Origin of the sequence: Micromonospora saelicesensis (assembly GCF_900091575.1) — a bacterium.
Lineage (GTDB): Bacteria > Actinomycetota > Actinomycetes > Mycobacteriales > Micromonosporaceae > Micromonospora > Micromonospora saelicesensis.
On sequence record NZ_FMCR01000003.1, the window covers coordinates 319,844 to 338,124 of the forward strand.

Annotated in this window: 16 protein-coding genes; 7 read left to right on the plus strand and 9 right to left on the minus strand. The window is 73.4% G+C overall.

Annotated features, from left to right (window positions below; genetic code table 11):
* Positions 1-22: 22 nt before the first annotated feature.
* Positions 23-2,926 carry a glycoside hydrolase family 9 protein gene (locus GA0070561_RS14500; RefSeq protein ID WP_244166229.1) on the plus strand — a complete coding sequence of 968 codons (2,904 nt, stop codon included), beginning with the start codon at positions 23-25 and terminating at the stop codon, positions 2,924-2,926.
* 149 nt (positions 2,927-3,075) lie between these two features.
* Positions 3,076-3,588 (plus strand): DUF488 domain-containing protein, encoded by a 513-nt coding sequence (locus tag GA0070561_RS14505; protein ID WP_244166286.1) that lies wholly within the window; start codon positions 3,076-3,078, stop codon positions 3,586-3,588.
* Between the two features lies 1 nt (position 3,589).
* On the opposite strand, the gene GA0070561_RS14510 is transcribed toward GA0070561_RS14505, so the two are convergent.
* From GA0070561_RS14510 to bioB, 3 genes are read right to left on the minus strand one after another with little or no spacing between them, the layout of a single operon-like run.
* The gene (locus GA0070561_RS14510) at positions 3,590-4,096 is read right to left on the minus strand and encodes a GNAT family N-acetyltransferase (protein WP_091400729.1); all 507 of its coding nucleotides are present in this window, start codon (positions 4,094-4,096) and stop codon (positions 3,590-3,592) included.
* Between the two features lie 4 nt (positions 4,097-4,100).
* Positions 4,101-4,292 (minus strand): biotin synthase auxiliary protein BsaP, encoded by a 192-nt coding sequence (bsaP, locus tag GA0070561_RS14515; protein ID WP_091400731.1) that lies wholly within the window; start codon positions 4,290-4,292, stop codon positions 4,101-4,103.
* A 5-nt stretch (positions 4,293-4,297) separates the two neighbouring features.
* Positions 4,298-5,293, minus strand: coding sequence for a biotin synthase BioB (bioB, locus tag GA0070561_RS14520; protein ID WP_091400734.1), 996 nt, complete (start codon positions 5,291-5,293; stop codon positions 4,298-4,300).
* Between the two features lie 156 nt (positions 5,294-5,449).
* Here bioB and GA0070561_RS14525 point away from each other — a divergent pair, with 156 nt between their 5' ends.
* From GA0070561_RS14525 to GA0070561_RS14540, 4 genes are read left to right on the plus strand one after another with little or no spacing between them, the layout of a single operon-like run.
* Complete coding sequence (locus GA0070561_RS14525; protein ID WP_091402092.1) at positions 5,450-6,586, plus strand: 8-amino-7-oxononanoate synthase; 1,137 nt, start codon at positions 5,450-5,452, stop codon at positions 6,584-6,586.
* Entirely contained in the window at positions 6,583-7,308 is a 726-nt protein-coding gene (gene bioD / locus GA0070561_RS14530; protein WP_091400737.1) for a dethiobiotin synthase, read from the plus strand. Before GA0070561_RS14525 ends, bioD begins: the two co-directional genes overlap by 4 nt.
* A 54-nt stretch (positions 7,309-7,362) precedes the next feature.
* Positions 7,363-8,934, plus strand: a complete 1,572-nt coding sequence (locus tag GA0070561_RS14535; protein ID WP_244166231.1) for a sensor histidine kinase — start codon at positions 7,363-7,365, stop codon at positions 8,932-8,934.
* Entirely contained in the window at positions 8,934-9,611 is a 678-nt protein-coding gene (locus GA0070561_RS14540) for a response regulator transcription factor (RefSeq protein ID WP_091400742.1), read from the plus strand. Before GA0070561_RS14535 ends, GA0070561_RS14540 begins: the two co-directional genes overlap by 1 nt.
* 36 nt (positions 9,612-9,647) lie before the next feature.
* Here GA0070561_RS14540 and GA0070561_RS14545 read toward each other — a convergent pair whose 3' ends face one another.
* The 5 genes from GA0070561_RS14545 to GA0070561_RS14565 form a co-directional block, all read right to left on the minus strand.
* On the minus strand, positions 9,648-10,424 hold the full coding sequence (locus tag GA0070561_RS14545; RefSeq protein WP_112640070.1) for an ABC transporter permease subunit: 777 nt from the start codon (positions 10,422-10,424) through the stop codon (positions 9,648-9,650).
* Positions 10,421-11,353 carry an ABC transporter ATP-binding protein gene (locus GA0070561_RS14550; RefSeq protein ID WP_091400745.1) on the minus strand — a complete coding sequence of 311 codons (933 nt, stop codon included), beginning with the start codon at positions 11,351-11,353 and terminating at the stop codon, positions 10,421-10,423. The genes GA0070561_RS14545 and GA0070561_RS14550 overlap by 4 nt, the downstream gene beginning before the upstream one ends.
* 89 nt (positions 11,354-11,442) lie before the next feature.
* On the minus strand, positions 11,443-12,291 hold the full coding sequence (locus GA0070561_RS14555) for a polysaccharide deacetylase family protein (protein WP_244166232.1): 849 nt from the start codon (positions 12,289-12,291) through the stop codon (positions 11,443-11,445).
* Positions 12,292-12,324: 33 nt separating this feature from the next.
* Complete coding sequence (locus tag GA0070561_RS14560) at positions 12,325-13,503, minus strand: cytochrome P450 (RefSeq protein ID WP_091400749.1); 1,179 nt, start codon at positions 13,501-13,503, stop codon at positions 12,325-12,327.
* A 9-nt stretch (positions 13,504-13,512) separates the two neighbouring features.
* Positions 13,513-14,181 (minus strand): class I SAM-dependent methyltransferase, encoded by a 669-nt coding sequence (locus GA0070561_RS14565; protein WP_091400752.1) that lies wholly within the window; start codon positions 14,179-14,181, stop codon positions 13,513-13,515.
* A gap of 150 nt (positions 14,182-14,331) precedes the next feature.
* Between GA0070561_RS14565 and GA0070561_RS14570 the strand changes: the two genes are divergently transcribed.
* The gene (locus tag GA0070561_RS14570; protein ID WP_258395540.1) at positions 14,332-15,237 is read left to right on the plus strand and encodes a hypothetical protein; all 906 of its coding nucleotides are present in this window, start codon (positions 14,332-14,334) and stop codon (positions 15,235-15,237) included.
* A 99-nt stretch (positions 15,238-15,336) separates the two neighbouring features.
* On the opposite strand, the gene GA0070561_RS34525 is transcribed toward GA0070561_RS14570, so the two are convergent.
* A complete protein-coding gene (locus tag GA0070561_RS34525; RefSeq protein ID WP_208603768.1) occupies positions 15,337-18,267 on the minus strand; it encodes a M36 family metallopeptidase in 2,931 nt (976 codons plus the stop codon).
* Positions 18,268-18,281: the final 14 nt, after the last annotated feature.

Below are 18,281 nucleotides of genomic sequence, written 5' to 3' on the forward strand. Positions count from 1 at the left end.
GCGCCTCCGACAGGAGTCCGCCATGCGCCACCTGACCCGGCCGTTCAGCGGCCAGCCCGGCCGGTCGCCGGCCGCCGACCAGCCCTGGCCGCGGCGGCTGCTGGCCCTCGGCGTCGCGCTGCTCACCGGCGCGTCCCTCGCGGTGACCGCGCCGCCATCCGGGCCCGCCTCCGCCGCGCCGGCGGCGACCTACAACTACGCCGAGGCGTTGCAGAAGTCGCTGCTCTTCTACGAGGCGCAGCAGTCCGGTCGACTGCCCGACTGGAACCGGGTCTCCTGGCGCGGAGACAGCGCGCTCACCGACGGCGCCAGCGCGGGCGTGGACCTCACCGGCGGCTGGTACGACGCCGGCGACCACGTCAAGTTCGGTTTCCCGATGGCGTTCAGCGCCACCATGCTCGCCTGGGGCGCGGTCGAGTACCGCAGCGGCTACACCTCGTCCGGGCAACTGCCGCACCTGCTCAACAACCTGCGCTTCGTCAACGACTACTTCATCAAGGCGCACCCGTCGGCCAACGTCCTCTACGGACAGGTCGGCAAGGGCGACGACGACCACAAGTGGTGGGGTCCGGCCGAGGTGATGCCGATGGCGCGGCCCGCGTACAAGATCGATGCGAGCTGTGGCGGCGCGGACCTGGCGGGGGAGACGGCGGCCGCGATGGCCGCCTCCTCGATGGTGTTCCGGCCCACCGACGCCGCCTACGCGGACAAGCTGCTCGGCCACGCCCGGCAGCTCTACACCTTCGCCGACACGGTGCGGAAGGCCTACCACGAGTGCATCACCGACGCCACGAGCTTCTACCGCTCGTGGAGCGGCTGGCAGGACGAGCTGGTCTGGGCCGCGATCTGGCTGCACCGGGCCACCGGCGAGGCCAGCTACCTGACCAAGGCCGAGAGTGAGTACGACAAGCTCGGCACCGAGAACCAGTCCACCACCCGCTCCTACAAGTGGACCATCGCCTGGGACAACAAGCAGTTCGGCGCGTACGTGCTGCTGGCCAACCTGACCGGCAAGCAGAAGTACGTCGACGACGCCAACAGGTGGCTGGACTACTGGACCGTCGGGGTGAACGGGCAGCGGGTGCCCTACTCGCCGGGCGGGATGGCGGTGCTCGACTCCTGGGGCGCGCTGCGCTACGCCGCGAACACCTCCTTCGCCGCACTGGTCTACAGCGACAAGACCACCGACACCACCCGCAAGGCGCGCTACCACGACTTCGCCGTCCGGCAGATCAACTACGCGCTCGGCGACAACCCCCGTAACTCCAGCTACGTCATCGGGTTCGGCGCCAACTCGCCGAAGAACCCGCACCACCGCACCGCACACGGCTCCTGGTGGGACAGCCAGACCGTGCCTGTCGAGACCCGGCACACCCTCTACGGCGCTCTGGTCGGCGGCCCGTCCTCGGCCAACGACGCGTACAGCGACAGCCGCTCGGACTACGTGATGAACGAGGTGGCCACCGACTACAACGCCGGCTTCACGTCCGCGCTGGTCCGGCTGACCTCCGAGTACGGCGGCACGCCGCTGGCGAACTTCCCGGTCGCCGAGACGCCGGACATCGACGAGTTGACAGTGGAGACCACTGTGACGCAGGCCGAACCTCGGGCCACCGGGCTCAAGGTGATGGTCTACAACAAGTCGGCGTTCCCGGCCCGCGCGCTGACCGACGGCCGGTTCCGCTACTACTTCCGGCCCGACGGCACCGGCCCGGTGCAGGTCACCGCCGGCTACACCCAGGGCTGCCCGTCCCCGACCACTGCCAAGCAGTTCAGCGGCGACATCTGGTACGTCGAGGTGGACTGCGCCGGGCACACCATCGCACCGGCGGGTCAGTCGCAGCACCGGATGGAGGTCCAGTTCAAGATCGGCGTGCCGGAGGGCGGCACCTGGGACCCGACCAACGACCCGTCGTACCAGGCCACCGCCGGGCCCAACCGGAAGGTCCCGCTCTACTCCGGCGCCACCCGCGTCTGGGGCGAGGAGCCGGGCCCGGTCGTACCGGACACCACCAAGCCGACCGTCCCGGGTACTCCCGTGGCGTCCAACCTCGGCCCCCGCACGGTCACCCTGACCTGGGCGCCGTCCACCGACAGCGGCGGCAGCGGCCTCGCCGGGTACGACGTCCGCGAGTTCATGGTCGGTAACGACGTGGTGGCGACCCGACGGGTCACCGAGAACTCGATCACCATCACCACGCTGCTGCCGGAGCGGACGTTCGAGTACACCATCGTGGCGCACGACGGCGCGGGCAACGAGTCGGCCGCCTCGCCGAAGCTCAGCGTGACCACGCCACCGGCCGGCACCGCCGACACCACAGCGCCGAGCACCCCCGGCACGCCGGTCGCCTCGGCCGTCACCGCCACCGGGCTCACCCTGGCCTGGACCCCGTCGACCGACAACGTGGGCGTCACCGGTTACCGGGTCTACCGCGAGGCCGGCGCCACCGACGCGCTGGTCGGCTCGCCGACCGGCACCACCCAGGCGGTGTCCGGGCTGACCGCCTCGACGGCGTACCAGTTCTACGTGGTGGCCGTGGACGCGGCGGGCAACACCTCCGCGGCGTCCACGCCGGTCGCGGTGACCACCGCGGCCCCGCCGGTCGGCGGCACCTGCACGGTGGGGTACGCCACCACCGACTGGGGCGGCGGCTTCACCGCCAACGTGTCGATCACCAACACCGGCACCACCGCGATCAACGGCTGGACCCTGCGGTTCAGCTTCCCCGCCGGGCAGAGCGTCAGTCAGGGCTGGTCGGCGGCGATCAGCCAGAGCGGCGCTGCGGTCACCGCCACGAACCTCTCCTACAACGGCACGATCGCGGCGGGAGCGTCGGTGAGCTTCGGCTTCAACGGCACGTACAGCGGCGCCAACCCGAAACCGACCGCCATCACCGTCAACAACACCCCCTGCACCATCGCCTGACCGGCACCGCGACGAGATCTTGGACAGTTACCGTTCCGCGCGAACGGTAACTGTCCAAGATCTGCGGCGCCCGGCCCTCGCGGGCGGACCCGGGTGGGATAGGTCGGCGGGATTCCGGGCAAGCCACGGTGGTGCGAGAGTTGCTGACCGTGGGACACGGCGCGGCCGATCGGGGCCGGCTGGGAGAGTTGCTGACCGGGGCCGGGATCGCCCAGGTGGTGGACGTGCGGCGATACCCAGCCAGCCGCACCAACCCGGACGTCCGCCGCGAGGAACTCGAACGGTGGCTGCCCGAGTGCGGCATCGACTACCGCTGGGAGCCGCGGCTCGGCGGACGACGGCACGTCCCGGCCGGGGAGCCGGAGCCGGACACCTGGTGGACGGTCGCGGCGTTCCGGGCGTACGCCGCCCACACGCGGACGGCCGAGTTCGACGACGCGCTCGCCGAGGTGCTCGCCGAGGCGGATCGTCGGACCACAGCGATCATGTGCAGCGAGAGCGTGTGGTGGCGCTGCCACCGGCGGTTGATCGCCGACGTCGCGACGCTGGGCAACGGAGTCCCCGTGGCGCACCTGATGCCGGACGGCCGCCTCAGCCCACACCGGCCGGCCGAGGGCGCCCGCCGACTGCCCGACGGTCACCTGCTGTGGGACGACGCCTGAGTCACTCCACCAGGTCGTCGGCGAGCAGGTCCATCAACAGGCCGTCGTGCCAGCGGCCGTCCGCGCCGCGCTCGTAGCGGCGCAGCACCCCCACCGGGCGAAAACCAACCTTCGCGTACGCCCGGATGGCGGCGCTGTTCGCCGCGGCCGGGTCGATGGTGAAGCGGTGGTGGCCGTACTCGTCGATCAGGTGCCGGGCCAGGGTGCGGATGGCGTCACCGCCGAGGCCGGCGCCGCGCTCCGCCGGGTCGAGGAAGACGTCCAGGCTGGCGTGCCGGTAGTCCGGGTCCGCCTCGGCGTACCACTGGATCGCGCCGATCACCCTACCGTCGTGCTCGATGGCGTACACGTGCAGGTCGTCGTCGGCGAGGTCGGCGCGCACGGAGTCGGCCAGGTCGTCGCCGCCCCGCCACCACCGGCGTACCTCCGGGTCGGCCCGGATCGCGGCGAGGGCCGGCACGTCCGCGACCGTCGCCGGTCGTAGTGTCACCGCCCGCCCTCGCAGCACCGGCTCAGCCCCGGATCTCGCCGTGCTCGACGCAGACCGCCGACCAGCCCACCGGCAGCACCTGCACCTTCATCCGGCGACGGCAGTGGGGGCAGAACCGGGGCGGCTCCAACTGGCGGGCCGACGCGCAGGCCGGGTGGGCGGTGGCCGTCGCCGGCTCACCGCACCGGTCGCACCACAGCTCCGTCGTCGTCATTGTCGTCACAGCGTGGCGGAGAGCGCCTTGACCGGCATCTTCAACTCGTCCAGCAGCTCCAGGTCGGCGGTCGCCGGTCGGCCCAGCGTGGTCAGGTAGTTGCCGACGATCACCGCGTTGATGCCGCCGAGCAGACCATCACGGGTGCCGAGGTCGCCGAGGGTGATCTCGCGCCCACCGGCGTACCGCAGGATGGTGCGCGGCATGGCCAGCCGGAACGCGGCGATGGCCCGCAGCGCGTCCTTGCCCTCCACCACCGGACGGTCACCCAGCGGGGTGCCGGGACGCGGGTTGAGGAAGTTGAGCGGCACCTCGTGCGGGTTCAGCTCGGCGAGCTGCGCGGCGAACTCGGCCCGCTGCTCGACGGTCTCACCGAGGCCGAGGATGCCACCGCAGCACACCTCCATGCCGGAGTCGCGCACCATCCGCAGCGTCTCCCAGCGCTCCTCCCACGAGTGCGTGGTGACCACGTTGGGGAAGTACGACCGGCAGGTCTCCAGATTGTGGTTGTAGCGGTGCACGCCCATGTCGACCAGGTCGTCGACCTGCTCCTTGCTGAGCATGCCCAGCGACGCGGCCACCTGGATGTCGACAGCCGCCTTGATGGCGGCGACGCCCTCACGCATCTGCTTCATCAGCCGGGCGTCCGGCCCGCGGACCGCGGCCACGATGCAGAACTCGGTGGCCCCGGTCGCGGCGGTCTGCTTCGCCGCCTCGACCAGCGACGGGATGTCCAGCCAGACCGAGCGCACCGGCGAGGTGAACAGGCCCGACTGCGAGCAGAAGTGGCAGTCTTCCGGGCAGCCGCCGGTCTTGAGCGAGACGATCCCCTCGACCTCGACCTCCGGGCCGCACCAGCGCATCCGCACGTCGTGAGCGAGCTGGAGGGCGGCGGGCAGGTGCTCGTCGGGCAGGTTCAGCACGGCGAGGACGCCGGCCTGATCGAGGCCGACACCGTCACCCAGGACCTGGGTCCGGGCCTGGTCGAGGATCTCTGGCATGGCTCGTACCCTACAAGGCTCTCCGATCAGCCGGAATGGCCTGGCAGCCCGGTCGGCACCTTGCACCGAGTGGAATCGTCGGGCCGGTGGCGGCGGGTGGTAATTTCGCCCGGCGGGTGTCGGGCTGACCGGCACGCACAGCGGGGGAGGGTGACGGTGGCGGACTGGCTGGCGGCGCTCGACCGCCGCGCGGAGCTGCGGGCGAAGGCCGGGCTCACCAGGCGACTGCATCCGCGTCCGGCCGACGATCAGATGACCGATCTGGCCGGCAACGACTACCTCGGTCTGGCCACCCACCCGGACGTCATCGCCGCGGCCACGGCGGCCCTGTCGGCGTACGGGCTGGGGGCGACCGGGTCGCGCCTGGTCCGGGGCTCCACCGACGCGCACCGGGCGCTGGAGGAGGATCTGGCCCGCTGGCTGGGCACCGACGGTGCCCTGGTCTTCTCCTCCGGCTACCTGGCCAACATCGGCGCGCTGCGGGCGCTCGTCCAACCTCGGACGCTGCTCGTCTCCGACGCGCACAACCACGCGTCGCTGATCGACGGCTGCCGCATCTCCGGTGCGGAGACGGTGGTCACCCCGCACGCCGACGTCGACGCGGTAGCCGCCGCGCTCGGGGCCGCTCCCGGCCGCCCGGCGGTGGTGGTGACCGAGTCGGTCTTCTCGGTCGACGGTGATCTCGCCCCGCTGGCTCGGCTGCACGCCGTGGCCCGCCGTCACGGCGCGCTGCTGCTGGTCGACGACGCGCACGCGCTGGGCCTGACCGGCCCGGCCGGCGCGGGCGCGGTGGCGGCCACCGGGCTGGCCGGCGAGCCGGACGTGGTGGTGACCGCCACCCTGTCCAAGGCGCTCGGTGGCGCCGGTGGCGTTGTCGCCGGCCCGGCCGAGTTCGTCCGGCATCTGGTCGAGACCGGGCGCACGTTCATCTTCGACACGGCACTGCCGCCGGCGGTCGCCGCCGGTGTGCACGCCGCGCTGCGGCTCGCCCGGGCCGGCGACGACCTGCGCACCGAACTCTCCGTCCGGGTGGGGCTGGCGGTCGGTCGACTGCGGGCAGCCGGGCTGACCGTCTCCGCCCCGGACGCGGCGGTGATCTCGGTGACCGCCCCGGGGCCGGAGGCGGCGACGGCCTGGGCCGCGGACTGCCGGGACCGGGGTGTCGCGGTGGGCTGTTTCCGGCCACCATCCACCCCGGACAGCCGCTCCCGCCTGCGCCTCACGGTGAGCGCGGGGGTGCCCCGGGCGGCGTTCGAGCGGGCGCTGGACGTCATCGTGGACACCGCCCCATGACCGGCTGGGCGGGGTCGGTGCTGGTCACCGGGACGGACACCGAGGTCGGCAAGACGGTGGTGACCGCGGCGATCGCGGCCGCCGCACAGGCCGCCGGGCTGCGGGTGGCGGTGGTCAAACCGGGTCAGACCGGTACGGCCGGTGGTGAGCCCGGCGACGTGGACGCGGTGAACCGGCTGGCTGCGCCGCTGACCGGCCGGACCCTGGCCAGCTACCCGGATCCGCTCGCCCCGTTGGCCGCCGCGCGGGTCGCCGACCTGCCGCCGCTGGAGTTGTACGCGGCGGTGGACGCCGTCCGTGCGGAGGCCGACAAGCACGACCTCGTGCTGATCGAGGGCGCGGGTGGGTTGCTGGTCCCGATGGGGCTGCGGCCGTCGGGGGAGCCGTGGACGATGGCCGACCTGGCGGTGTCGCTCGGCGCGCCCGCTGTGGTGGTCGCCCGCGCCGGGTTGGGCACGCTCAACCACACCGCGTTGACCCTGGAGGCGCTGGACCGTAGGGCGGTGCCGGCCGGTGTGGTGATCGGCGCCTGGCCGGCCCGGCCGGAGCTGGTGCACTGGACGAACCTCACCGACCTGGTGCCGAACCTGCTCGGCGCGCTGCCCGACGGCGCCGGCGCGATGGACCCGGGCGTGTTCCGGCGGTCCGCGCCGGGTTGGCTCACCCCGGCCCTGCACGGCGTGCTCGACGACTGGCGGGTCTGGGCCGAGGAGAGCGGCTGAACACCTGACTTTCGTCGGTGTCCGCGCAGGTCGGGCGTGGGTAGCCTGACCGCCGTGCGGATCCTCGACTTCCCGCCGCCGGGTTGGCTGCACCGGCGGCGTCGCCTGCTGCTGGACGTGCTGCTCTTTGCGGTGGTGGCCGCACCGGTCGGCTACGCCGAGGCCAGCCCGCCCTACACGCGGTACACGCTGCCGCTGTTGGTCGGCAAGCTGCTGCTGCTCACTGTCGCGGTGGTGGCGAGTCGACGTCAGCCGTTGGTCGCCCTGGTGCTGGCGGTGCTCGGGTCGTTGGTCGATGGCAACTTCGTGTTCGCCATTCCGGTCTTCAGCTATCTCGCCGGGCGGCGCAGCGCCGCCGTGGGTCCAGCGATCATGGTCTTCCTGCTGATCACGGCCGGTGGTACGGCTCTCAACCTGGGGCTGCTCGGCGCCGGCGCGGCCACCTGGTTCCTGCTCGCCTCGGTGCTGCTCTTCGCCGCCGTGTTCCCCTGGTTGGTCGGCCGGTACCGCCGCCAGCAGCAGGAGTTGACCGACGCCGGTCGCCGGCACGTCGACGCGCTGACCCGCGAGCAGCGGGGTGCCGCCGAGCGGAGCCGGCTGCGTGAGCGGGCCCGGATCGCCGGAGAGATGCACGACTCGCTCGGTCACGACCTCAGCCTGATCGCGTTGCGCGCCGCCGCCCTGGAGGTCGCCGCCGACCTGGACGACCGGCACCGGGCCGCGGCGGGGGAGTTGCGGGCCAGCGTCTCCGCCGCCACCGAGCGACTGCACGAGATCATCGGGGTGCTCCGCGAGGAGGCTGGCGCGTCGCTGCGTCCGAGCGGGGAGACCGTGGCCGACCTGGTCGAGGGCGCCCGGGAGGCCGGCATGGCGGTACGGCTGGACACCGCCCCGGTGGTCGCGGACCTACCGGCGATGACCGGTCACGCGGCGCACCGGATCGTGCGGGAGGCGCTGACCAACGCGGCCCGGTACGCGCCGGGTGCCCCGGTCGACGTGCGCCTCACCCGCGACGGTGACCGGATCGAGGTGACAGTCGTCAACGACGCTCCGCCGGCCGGGCCGCTGCCCGCCCCGCCGTCGCAGGGCAGTGGGCTGCTCGCCCTCGCCGAGCGGGTCCGCCTCGCCGGCGGGACCCTCGACGCCGGCCACCGGGCCGACGGCGGGTTCGCGGTACGAGCGGTGCTGCCGGCCACCGCGGCGCCGCCCGAGCCGATCGGGTCGGCGGCCGAGGCCGGGCCGACGTCCTGGTCCGACGAGCGACAGGGTCCGGCGGAGCGGCCGCTGGACGCCGAGCGGCGGCTGCACGACGCCAGGCGGCGGGTTCGCCGCAGCCTGCTGGTGGCGCTCGTCGCCCCGGTCGGGTTCGCCCTGGTGCTCTCGTTCGTCTACTACCCGGTGGCGACCGCCGGGACGGTGCTGGACCGGGCCACCTTCGACCAGATGCGCGTCGGTGCGGCCCGGTCCGAGCTGGTCGGGCTGCCCCGGCGGCAGTTGGAACGCCCGACACCGGTCGACCGGGCCGGCTGCGAGTACTACACCGACGGCAACTTCCCCCTCGCCGCGCCGACCTGGCGGCTCTGCTTCACCGACGGCCGACTGGTCAGCAAGGAGTGGATCGCGTAGTGGACACCGACACGACGGGGGCACCGCCGATCCGGGTGGTACTGGCCGACGACGAGGCGATGATCCGGGCCGGTGTCCGGGCCATCCTCGCCAGTGATCCCGGCATCGAAGTGGTCGCCGAGGCCGGCGACGGGCACGCGGCGGTGGAGCTGGTCCGGGCCCACCGACCCCGGGTCGCGCTGCTGGACATCCGGATGCCGCGGCTGGACGGGCTGGCCGCCGCCGCCGAGATCCGCCGGATCGTGCCGGACACCGCGACGATCATGCTGACCACGTTCGGCGAGGACGACCACGTGGCCCGGGCGCTCGGGCACGGTGCCAGCGGGTTCCTGCTCAAGGCCGGCGACCCGCGTGAGCTGATCGCCGGTGTGCACGCCGTCGCCGACGGTGGGGCGTACCTGTCGCCGAGGGTGGCCCGCCGGGTGATCGAGCTGGGGGCCGACCGGCTGGCCCGCCGACCCGCCGCCCGGGAGCGTGCGGCCGGGCTGACCGAGCGGGAACGGGAGGTGCTGGCCCTGGTCGGGGCGGGCCTCTCCAACGCCGAGATCGCCCGCCGGCTGCACCTCGTGGAGGGCACCGTGAAGAGCTACCTGACCAGCATCTTCACCCGGCTGGACGTACGCAACCGGGTGCAGGCGGCGATCCTGGCGTACGAGGCGGGGTTGGTCGACGGCTGAGCGGGGGTCGGGGAACCCCCGCTCAACCGACATCCCTTACGCGTCGCGACGGCGCAGTGCGGCCCGGCCCAGCAGCAGCGCGGCGGCGGCCCACCCGGCGAGCAGGAGCAGCCCGACCAGGCGCGGGTACGGCTCGGTGTCGCCGGCCAGGAAGTGTCCGCCGGCCACGCCGGGGAACACGTCGGCGATCCGGTTCAGCACGTCGATGTCCGGCTCCTGAAGCGACAGCGGCACGATCATGAGGGTGGCGAGGAGGACGGTGAGCGTGAGCACCGCACTGCGCAACGCGGCGCCGAGGCCCAGGGCGAGCACACCGATCAGCGCCAGGTAGGTCGCCACCGCCACGATGTCGCCGATCGTGTCGGCGGCCGGGGCGCTGCCCCACTCGCCGAGTACCGGCCGGGCGATCAGGGCGCCGACGCCGCCGAGCAGCAGCCCGAGCGCGAAGGTGACCGCCCCGGCGACCGCGGCCTTGGCCAGCAGTACGCGACCACGGGACGGGGTGCACTGCAACGTCGTGCGGATGGTGCCACTGGTGAACTCGGCGGTGATCGCGAGCAGGCCCAGCGCCAGCACCACGTACTGGGTCAGCTCCACCGAGTCGATCAGCACGCTGCCGACGGTGACGATCCCCCGGTCGTCGGTCGGGTCGTCGTTGGTGTTGTCGTTCGCCGCGTAGATGGCCAGCTGGCCGGCGCTCGCGGCCATCACCAGCAGCCCGGCCAGCGCCGTCCACCAGGTGCTCCGCACCGAGGAGAGCTTGGTCCACTCGGCGGCCACGGCGCCGTGACGGGTGCTGGTGCTGGTGCTCATCGCGCCCCACCTCCGGTCGGGCCACCGGCGTACTCGACGCTGTCGGCGGTCAGCTCCATGAACGCCTGCTCCAGCGACGCGGCGTGCGCGCTCAGCTCGTGCAGTCGTACCCCCAGTTCGTGGGCCAGGTCGCCGACCTGGTCGGCGGTGGCGCCGGTGACGGTCAGCTCGTTCCGGTCGGCCGCCTCGACGCTCGCCCCGGCGGCGGTGAGGCGCGCGGCGAGCGCGGCCAGCCCGTCCGGGTGCGGGCTGCGGACCCGGACCGCGACGGTGCTGCGGGCGATCACCTCGCCGATCGGCTCGTCGGCGAGCAGTCGGCCCCGGCCGATCACCACGAGCTGGTCGGCGGTGAGCTGCATCTCGCTCATCAGGTGGCTGGAGACGAAGATCGTCCGCCCCTCGTCGGCCAGCGAGCGCATTAGCTGCCGCACCCAGCGCACCCCGTCCGGGTCGAGGCCGTTCACCGGCTCGTCGAACATCAGCACCGGCGGGTCGCCGAGCAGCGCGCCGGCGATGCCGAGCCGTTGGCCCATGCCGAGCGAGAGCGTCCGCCCCGGCTTGGCGGCGGCCCGTCCGTCGAGCCCGACGGTGTCCAACACCTCGTCGACCCGGCGGGTCGGGATGCCGTTGCTGTGCGCCATGGCTCGCAGGTGTGCCCGGCCGGACCGGGCCGGGTGGATGGCCCGGGCGTCGAGCAGCGCGCCCACCTCGTGCAGCGGCCGGCGCAACTCCCGGTACGCGCGCCCGCCCACCAGGGCCTGCCCGGCGGTGGGACGGTCCAGCCCGAGGATCATCCGCATGGTGGTGGACTTGCCGGCGCCGTTGGGGCCGAGGAAGCCGGTGACCCGGCCGGGCGCGATGTCGACGGTCAACGCGTCGACCGCGACGGTCGACCCGAACCGTTTCGTCAACCCACGTAATGTGATCATGCGCTGACGCTAGGCGAGCGGCCCGCCGCTTCGCCGCGCCCGAACGGCACCACCCACCCCTGACTTTCGTCAGGCCGGTTACGGGCTGCTCACTGTACGTACTGCTCCAGCAGCGCCGGGGTGAGCCCCGCCCGGTGGATCGCCTTCAACGCCGCGAGCAGGTCGTCCATCAGCGCCGGTCGGAAGTGCATCAGCAGCACGTCGCCGGGTTGGACCACCTTCTCCGGGGTCTGGTAGCGCACCTTCCCCTCGTGGACGGTCTCGGTCCAGTGGAAGACCGCCTTCGCGCCGCAGTCGTGCGCGGCCTTCAGCGTGGTGCTGTCATGCTCACCGAACGGTGGCCGGAACAGGGTGGGCCGCTTGCCGAACAGCTCCTCCAGCCTGTCGGCGGCACCGCAGATCTCCTGCTTCTGGTAGTCGTACGACCGGCCGGCCAGCGAGTTGTGCGTGATGGTGTGGTTCTCCACGACCCCGCCCACCGCCTCGATCTGCCGGAAGTAGTCGGTGTGCTCCGCCGCCGCCGGCGAGTTGAGGAACATCGTCACCGGGATGCGCGCCTCCCAGATGAAGTCGATCACTCCCGGCGGGCGGGCCAACCCACCGTCGTCGATGGTGATGAAGGCGACCTTCTGGTCGGTCGGCAGGCGGTGCCAGAACGCCGCCGAACCGGTCGTGGGTAACGCCACCGGTTGCGGTTGCGGGGCCTCGGGAAACGTCGGCACCTGGGACACGTACCAGGCCAGGCTCTTGAACGCGGGTTTCGCGGTCGGGGACGGCGAGGCCGAGGGGGTCGGCGCCGGTGCGGACGGAGTCGGCTGGGCCGCGGTGATCTGCCGAGCGTGCGCCGGGTGGCTGGGACCGACTGTGCAGGCAGTCAACGCCAGCAGGGCCAGAAGCGTTACGACGACAGGGATCCGACGGGTGGTGATGGCTGACACGCCCGGAAACATACCGAGCGGATCAGGATCCGGTCAGCCCGGCGACCCCGGCGAGCGGCGGACCACGAACGCGTCCGGCATCCGGAAGGTGAGATTGTCCGGGCACCAGGGCGGACGGAGCACCGTCACCCCGTCCAGCAGCGGCGCGGCCTCGGCCACCACCACGGCCGCCTCCATCCGGGCCAGCACGTCCCCGACGCACCGGTGCGCGCCCGCCCCGAACGCCAGGTGTCGGCGTGATCCACGCTGGCCCGGACGGAACTCGTCGGGCGACTCCACGACCGCCGGGTCCCGACCGGCGCGGCCCAGCCACAGCACCAGGCTGCTGCCCGCCGGGACCTGCGTGCCGCCCAGCGTGCTCTCCGTCGTCGCCACCCGCCGCCAGGTCACGATCGGTGGTTCCAGCCGCAACCCCTCCTCCACCACGTCGGCCACCGCGACCTCGCCGGTGCGCAGGCCGGCCCGGACCACGGGCTCGTTGGCCAGCCGGTGCAGTAGCAGGGTGAGGAACTGCGAGGTGGTCTCCTGCCCGGCGACCAACAGGAAGAAGAGCGCGCCGACCACCACGTCCGGCGGGTGCCCGGCCGCGCGCAGCTCGGCGGCCAGACCGCCACCGACGGCCGCGAAGTCACGCAGTACCCGGTGGAACCGGCCCACCTCGGCGGCGAGCGCCACCTGCCGGTCGGCGTCCAATGGCGCCCAGAACAACTCCAACGCGGCGCGGGCGAACTCCTTGACCGCGCCGACCGGCGCGTCCGGCAACTCGACCAGCCGGGCCAGCACCAGCAGCGGCAGGTCGGCGGCGAGGTCCGCGTACAGGTCGACCGGCGTACCGGCGTCGAGCACGGCGCCGATCCGGGCGACCCGGTCCCGGACCAGCGCGGTGAGCCACTGCCGCTGTGCGGCCACCCGGGCGGGGTGCAACGCCTCCGCGACGATCGCCCGGATCTGCGGATGGCTGACGCCCGAGTTGTTCGCCAGGGTCGGCGGCAGCCGGAACCGGTGCCCGGCGAGCACCCGCAGCGCGGTCACCGGCATCGGTGTCACCGCGTCCAGCGCGTTGTCCGGCTGGTAGGTGACCGGGTCGGCGAGGACCTGGCGGACCAGCGCGTTCCGGGTCACGACCAGGTGGGTGCCGCCGACGTGGTCCGGCACCCGGGCCACGTCCGGCCATGCGGGGTCGGCCACCTGCGCCCAGCTGCGGAACAGCACCCGGACACGCTAGCCGGAGGCCCCCGGCAGCCCGGCCCGCAGCCGCCAGACGGTGGTGCGCTTCACCCGCACACTCTCCAGCGCCTCCGGCACCGGCACGTCGTACCCGGCCACCTCGTCGAAGCGGTCCCGGGGCAGGAACGCCCGGCCGGGGTCACCGACCAGCGCCGGCGCGCCGGCCCGGGCGGCGCGCAACAGGAACCGCAGCACCCGGCGGGCCATCGCCTCGCTGTAGAAGACGTCTCCGGCGAGCACCACCTCGGCGTCCCCGGCGTCACCGTCGAGGATGTCGCCGAACTCGGCGTCGACGCGTACCCCGTTGGCCTCGGCGTTGAGGGCGACCGCCGCCACCGCCAGCTCGTCCACCTCGACGGCCCGCACGGACGCCGCGCCGGCGCGGGCGGCGGCGATGGCCACCAGGCCGGAGCCGGAGGCGAGGTCGAGCACCCGCCGGCCGGCGACCAGCTCCGGGTGGTCGGTGACGTGGCGGGCGAGGGCCTGCCCACCGGCCCAGGCGAACGCCCAGAACGGCGGCGGCCGGTCGCTGGAGAACTCGCCCTCGGTCAGCTCCCACAGGCCGATCGGCTCGTCCGCCTGGTGCAGCCGCACCTCGGGAACGAAGGGGACCGGGGCCAGCCGGGCGTGCAGCCGGACGAACGTGCTGGAGAGCTCGGACACGGAGTGATTCTCCCAGCGGCCCGGCTGCCGGCGTGTCGCGGGGGAGTGGTGACCGGTTCACCACGGTCGGTGAAAACCCACCCCGTCCTTGCCGTCCGGTGCGAACACACCCGTCTGGTCGGCGCGGTGCCCCGCTTCTAGCGTTGCGGGGTGGAGGCAACCGAACGGAGGACGGCGGTGGTGACGGTGTGGCGGTATGCGCTGAGGGCAGGGGTGGTGCTGGCCTGTCTGAGCGGGGTGGAGCTGGCGGTGGCCGCCCCGGCACAGGCGGCCTTCACCACCGAGATGAGCGGCCTGCCGGGACGGTTCACGGCGGGCGAGCAGGTGCGGACGATCTCCGCGGTGGTCTCCCAGACGGATCGGCGCGCCAGGTGCGCGAAGGTGCGCTGGTCGATGGTGCTCAGCGTGCAGGGGGGCCTCCGGCTCGACCAGGTGAAGATGGACCGGGTGGAGGAGAACGGCGACTTTCCGCTGGAGATCCGCACCGAGGGCGACGTGGCCCGGTTGACCGACCGGCAGCTCGACCCGGGCACGCTTTGCCCGGGCCGCACTGTCACGGCCCGCTACCGGGTGGCCTTCGCCGAGGACGTCACCCAGGGGCGGGTCACCCTCGCGGCCGAGGCGTACGACGCCAACCTGCGCCTGCTGGCCCGGCAGACCGCCACCCGCTCGGTGGTGGGGGTGGGCGGCGCTCCGACCAGTACGCCGAAGCCGACGGCGACCCCGCCGGAGCCCACCGAATCCGCGAGCGCGCCGGCCGACGGCGAGAGTACGGCGACGGAGGAGCCGGTCGCGGAGTACCCGGCCGAGGCCGTGCCACCGGCGGCCAACCGCCCGGTCTCGCAGTCCGGCGCGTTCGGCGTGGTGCAGGTCGCCTTCCTGCTCGGCGGGCTGCTGCTCTTCCTCGGGGTGGGGCTGCTGCTGAGGCTGCGGCACCTGACCCGGGCCGCGGCCGGGGACGCCGACGGGGGCGCCGACGGGGGCGAGGGTCCCCCGGTGGACCGGCGCTGGGAGCGCCCAGCCGTCGCCGACCCCTGGCGTCGAGCGCACCGTTGATCGAGGGCCCGCGCTGGGACCGGTCCGGCGGTCGCCGACCCCTGGCGTACCGCTGATCGAGGACCGTGGGGCCGGCGGACATCCGCCGGCCCCACTGTGTCACTTCGAGAACGCCTGGAACTCGGCGATCCTGACCTGGCTGCGGGCCGGGCTGGCGGTCGCGCAGTCCGTCGTCGTGGCCGGGTCGTCGTCCTGCTCGCCCGCGTAGTGCGGGCCACCGGTGCACTGGCTCGCCAGCACCTCGAGGCGCAGGTGGGTGGCGAGGGTGGTGGGTACCGCGAACGTCCGGAGGTTGATGTCGCGGCTGTACGCCCGGTACGCCCCGCCGGGGAACGCGTCCCCCGCGCTGGTGTAGATGCGCTGCCAACGCGTCGGATCCGCGCAGTCGGTGGTCGTCGCGTTGCACGCGGACACCGCGAACGAGCGCAGGGCGGTGAGCGCGTTCTGGGCGCCGGTGTCGGCGTCGCCGGTGATGGCCGGGCGCAGCATCGTGCTGACGTTCACCCGCTTGACCGTCTGCGGGGCGTCGCCCGGCAGCGCCACGGTGAGCTGCCGGCCGGCGACACCGTCCAGGGAGGCCCAGTTCGTCGCCTCGGTGTCGTCGACGACCCGGTCCAGGTTGACCCCGTCGCCGGTGACCGTGGCGCCGGACGCCGTGGAGGCGAGGTTGCGGCTCATCCGCAGGTCGATGTACCCGTCCTGACCGGCCTTGGCGACCACGCTGAGCCGCTGGTGCCCGAACCCGGGGGCCACGGCGAGCAGGTCGTACGTGCCGGCCACCATCTCCACGGTGTCCGGGATCGGCGTCGCCGGGTCGGTGTCCGCCACCGGCACGGCCCGCGCCTCGTACGCCCCCACGTACACCCGGATCGGCGCCTCGGCGCTGTCCCCGCGCGGACGCAGGGTGAGCGTCGCGTTGCCACCGCCCGGCGAGGCGAAACTCGGCGTCGGGTCGGTGTCGCCGGCACCGTTGGTGGCAGCGTCCCGGCCCATCCCGGAGCGCGCGAACTCGGCCCAGATCAGGTCCTGGTTCGCGCCGCCGAAGCGGAGCAGGTCGGCGGTGAGCATGTTGTCGCGCATGTCGAGCATGCTGACCTGGCTGGCGGCCTGGAGCAGGAACGAGTCGAAGACCAGCTGTGACCAGCGCCGGTTACCCGGGCACTGATCTGCCGCGACCTTGCCCAGCGCGCAGTCGAGCTGCCGTTGCGGGGTGCCGAGGCCGTACCGCTTCGCCAGGGCGGAGCGGACCCGGAAGTTGGTGGCGCCCCAGATCTCCCCGTCGGCGTGCACGGCCGGGCCGGCGGTGTTGTAGCCGATGTCGGAGTAGTTGAGCGGGCTGCGGCTCAGGTCGTAGTTGCGGATGCCGCTGACCAGGTTGCCCGTGACGTAGCCGCCGGTGATGAAGGGCGTCTCGCCGGGCGCGCGCAGCCCGTGCTGGAAGAGGTACTCGGCGGCGAGCAGGTCGCCCCAGGACTCACCCATCGACCCGCCCTGGTGGCCGCTGATCCCGCTGTCCGGGCCGGCGATCATCCGGTTGGTGATCGCGTGGGTGTACTCGTGACCGATCACCGTCATGTCGTAGTCGCCGTCCACGCACGGCGGGTACGGCCCGCCGGCCTGTGGCTGCCAGAGGTACATGTTGGTGGTCGGCGGCAGCCCGTCGCGCGGGGTGCCCTGGTTGGCGTTGTTCCGGTTACCGCTCAGCGCGCCCTGCTGGGCGCGGCCCTGCTCGGCGTCACCGCCCAGGCCGGACGGGGTGAGGTTGACCGCCTGGAGGTTCCACGCCGACTCGGTGAAGCCCAGCTGGTACGACCAGTCGTGCATCCGGTTGTGCATGGCGAAGAGGTTGGCGATCGACGCGTCCGCGTCGTTGCGCTGTGCGGAGGTGAACACCGCCGGGTTGCACCGGGCCTGGTGCCACTGATCGGTGAAGGGGTACTCGTAGCGGCGTTCCGGGCTGGTGGGGGCCGGTACGACCGGGGTGTTCGCACCCCAGGACAACACCGTGTTGGCCGAGTTGCCGCGCGAGGTGAAGGTCGGCGTGCCGGTGGCCGCGTCGACGTCCCACGGTTGGCCGGTGGCCGGGTCCCGGAAGGCGGCCTGGCAGCCGGGGGCCGGGTCGCCGCACCAGCGCACCCGGGGGTCCTGCCCGGGGCCGAGGTCGCGAGGCGGGGTGGCGGGGAAGACCGCCCAGCTCGGGTTGTCGGAGTCGAAGTCGACGAGGTCCTCGCGGACCAGCACCTGCCCGGTGCTGCCGTCCACGTAGCTGGTGAACGCGGCCGGGTGCTCGGTGTCCGCGCCGATCATGGTCACCTCGTAGGCGGCCCGTGGCCCGTCCAGCGGGGTGGGTACGGCCACCGACCGGATGGTGTGGCTGGCCACCGCGTCGGGGGTCAGCTTGGCGTCGGCGAGCGCGGCGGCGTACGCCTGCTCGGCGGTGCGGGTGGCCGGTGCTGGCGTGCCGGTGTTGCGGGCCAGCGAGGAGCTGACCGAGAGCACCGCGCCGTCGGCGACCGCGAGGGTGACGAGGCCGTCCGGCCCGGCGGGCAGGTCACCGAAGCGTTGCCGGAGGGTGACCACGGTGCCGCTGCCGATCGGTCGGACCAGCACCCGTTCCATGCTGGCCACAGTGGCGGCGTCCATGCCGAACAGGTCGTGGTTGGCGGCCAGGTAGGCGCGGGCGGCGGCCTCCGGGTCGGAGGGCAGCCCGCTGGCCAGCGGGGTGCGGCCGGGGCCGAGTGCCTGCGGGGTGCCGAGCCGGTTCCACCGGACGTCGGGGTCGACGGCGCGGGCCAGGCCGCGTTGACGGGCGTCGGGTGCCGCCGTACCGGTGCGGTTGTCGGCGTCGGCGGGCGCGTGTCCCTCGGCGAACGGCCCGGACCGGCGCTCGGCGGACGCCGCGCCGCCGGTGGGGGCCGCGGTACTCACGCCGGTGGGGAGCAGCGCGGCGACCGTCGCCGTCGTCGCCAGGATGGCGATGAGCCGGCGTCGACGCCGGCTCATCGGGGGTGACCAGTCCGGTTGTGGCACGGGACCTCCTCGTG

Excerpts from the sequence above, each read along its gene's own strand:
- GA0070561_RS14500 (WP_244166229.1), top strand. The coding sequence starts at position 23 with ATGCGCCACCTGACCCGGCCGTTCAGCGGCCAGCCCGGCCGGTCGCCG.
- bsaP (WP_091400731.1), bottom strand. The coding sequence starts at position 4,292 with ATGACGACGACGGAGCTGTGGTGCGACCGGTGCGGTGAGCCGGCGACG.
- bioB (WP_091400734.1), bottom strand. The coding sequence starts at position 5,293 with ATGCCAGAGATCCTCGACCAGGCCCGGACCCAGGTCCTGGGTGACGGT.
- bioD (WP_091400737.1), top strand. The coding sequence starts at position 6,583 with ATGACCGGCTGGGCGGGGTCGGTGCTGGTCACCGGGACGGACACCGAG.
- GA0070561_RS14545 (WP_112640070.1), bottom strand. The coding sequence starts at position 10,424 with ATGAGCACCAGCACCAGCACCCGTCACGGCGCCGTGGCCGCCGAGTGG.
- GA0070561_RS14550 (WP_091400745.1), bottom strand. The coding sequence starts at position 11,353 with ATGATCACATTACGTGGGTTGACGAAACGGTTCGGGTCGACCGTCGCG.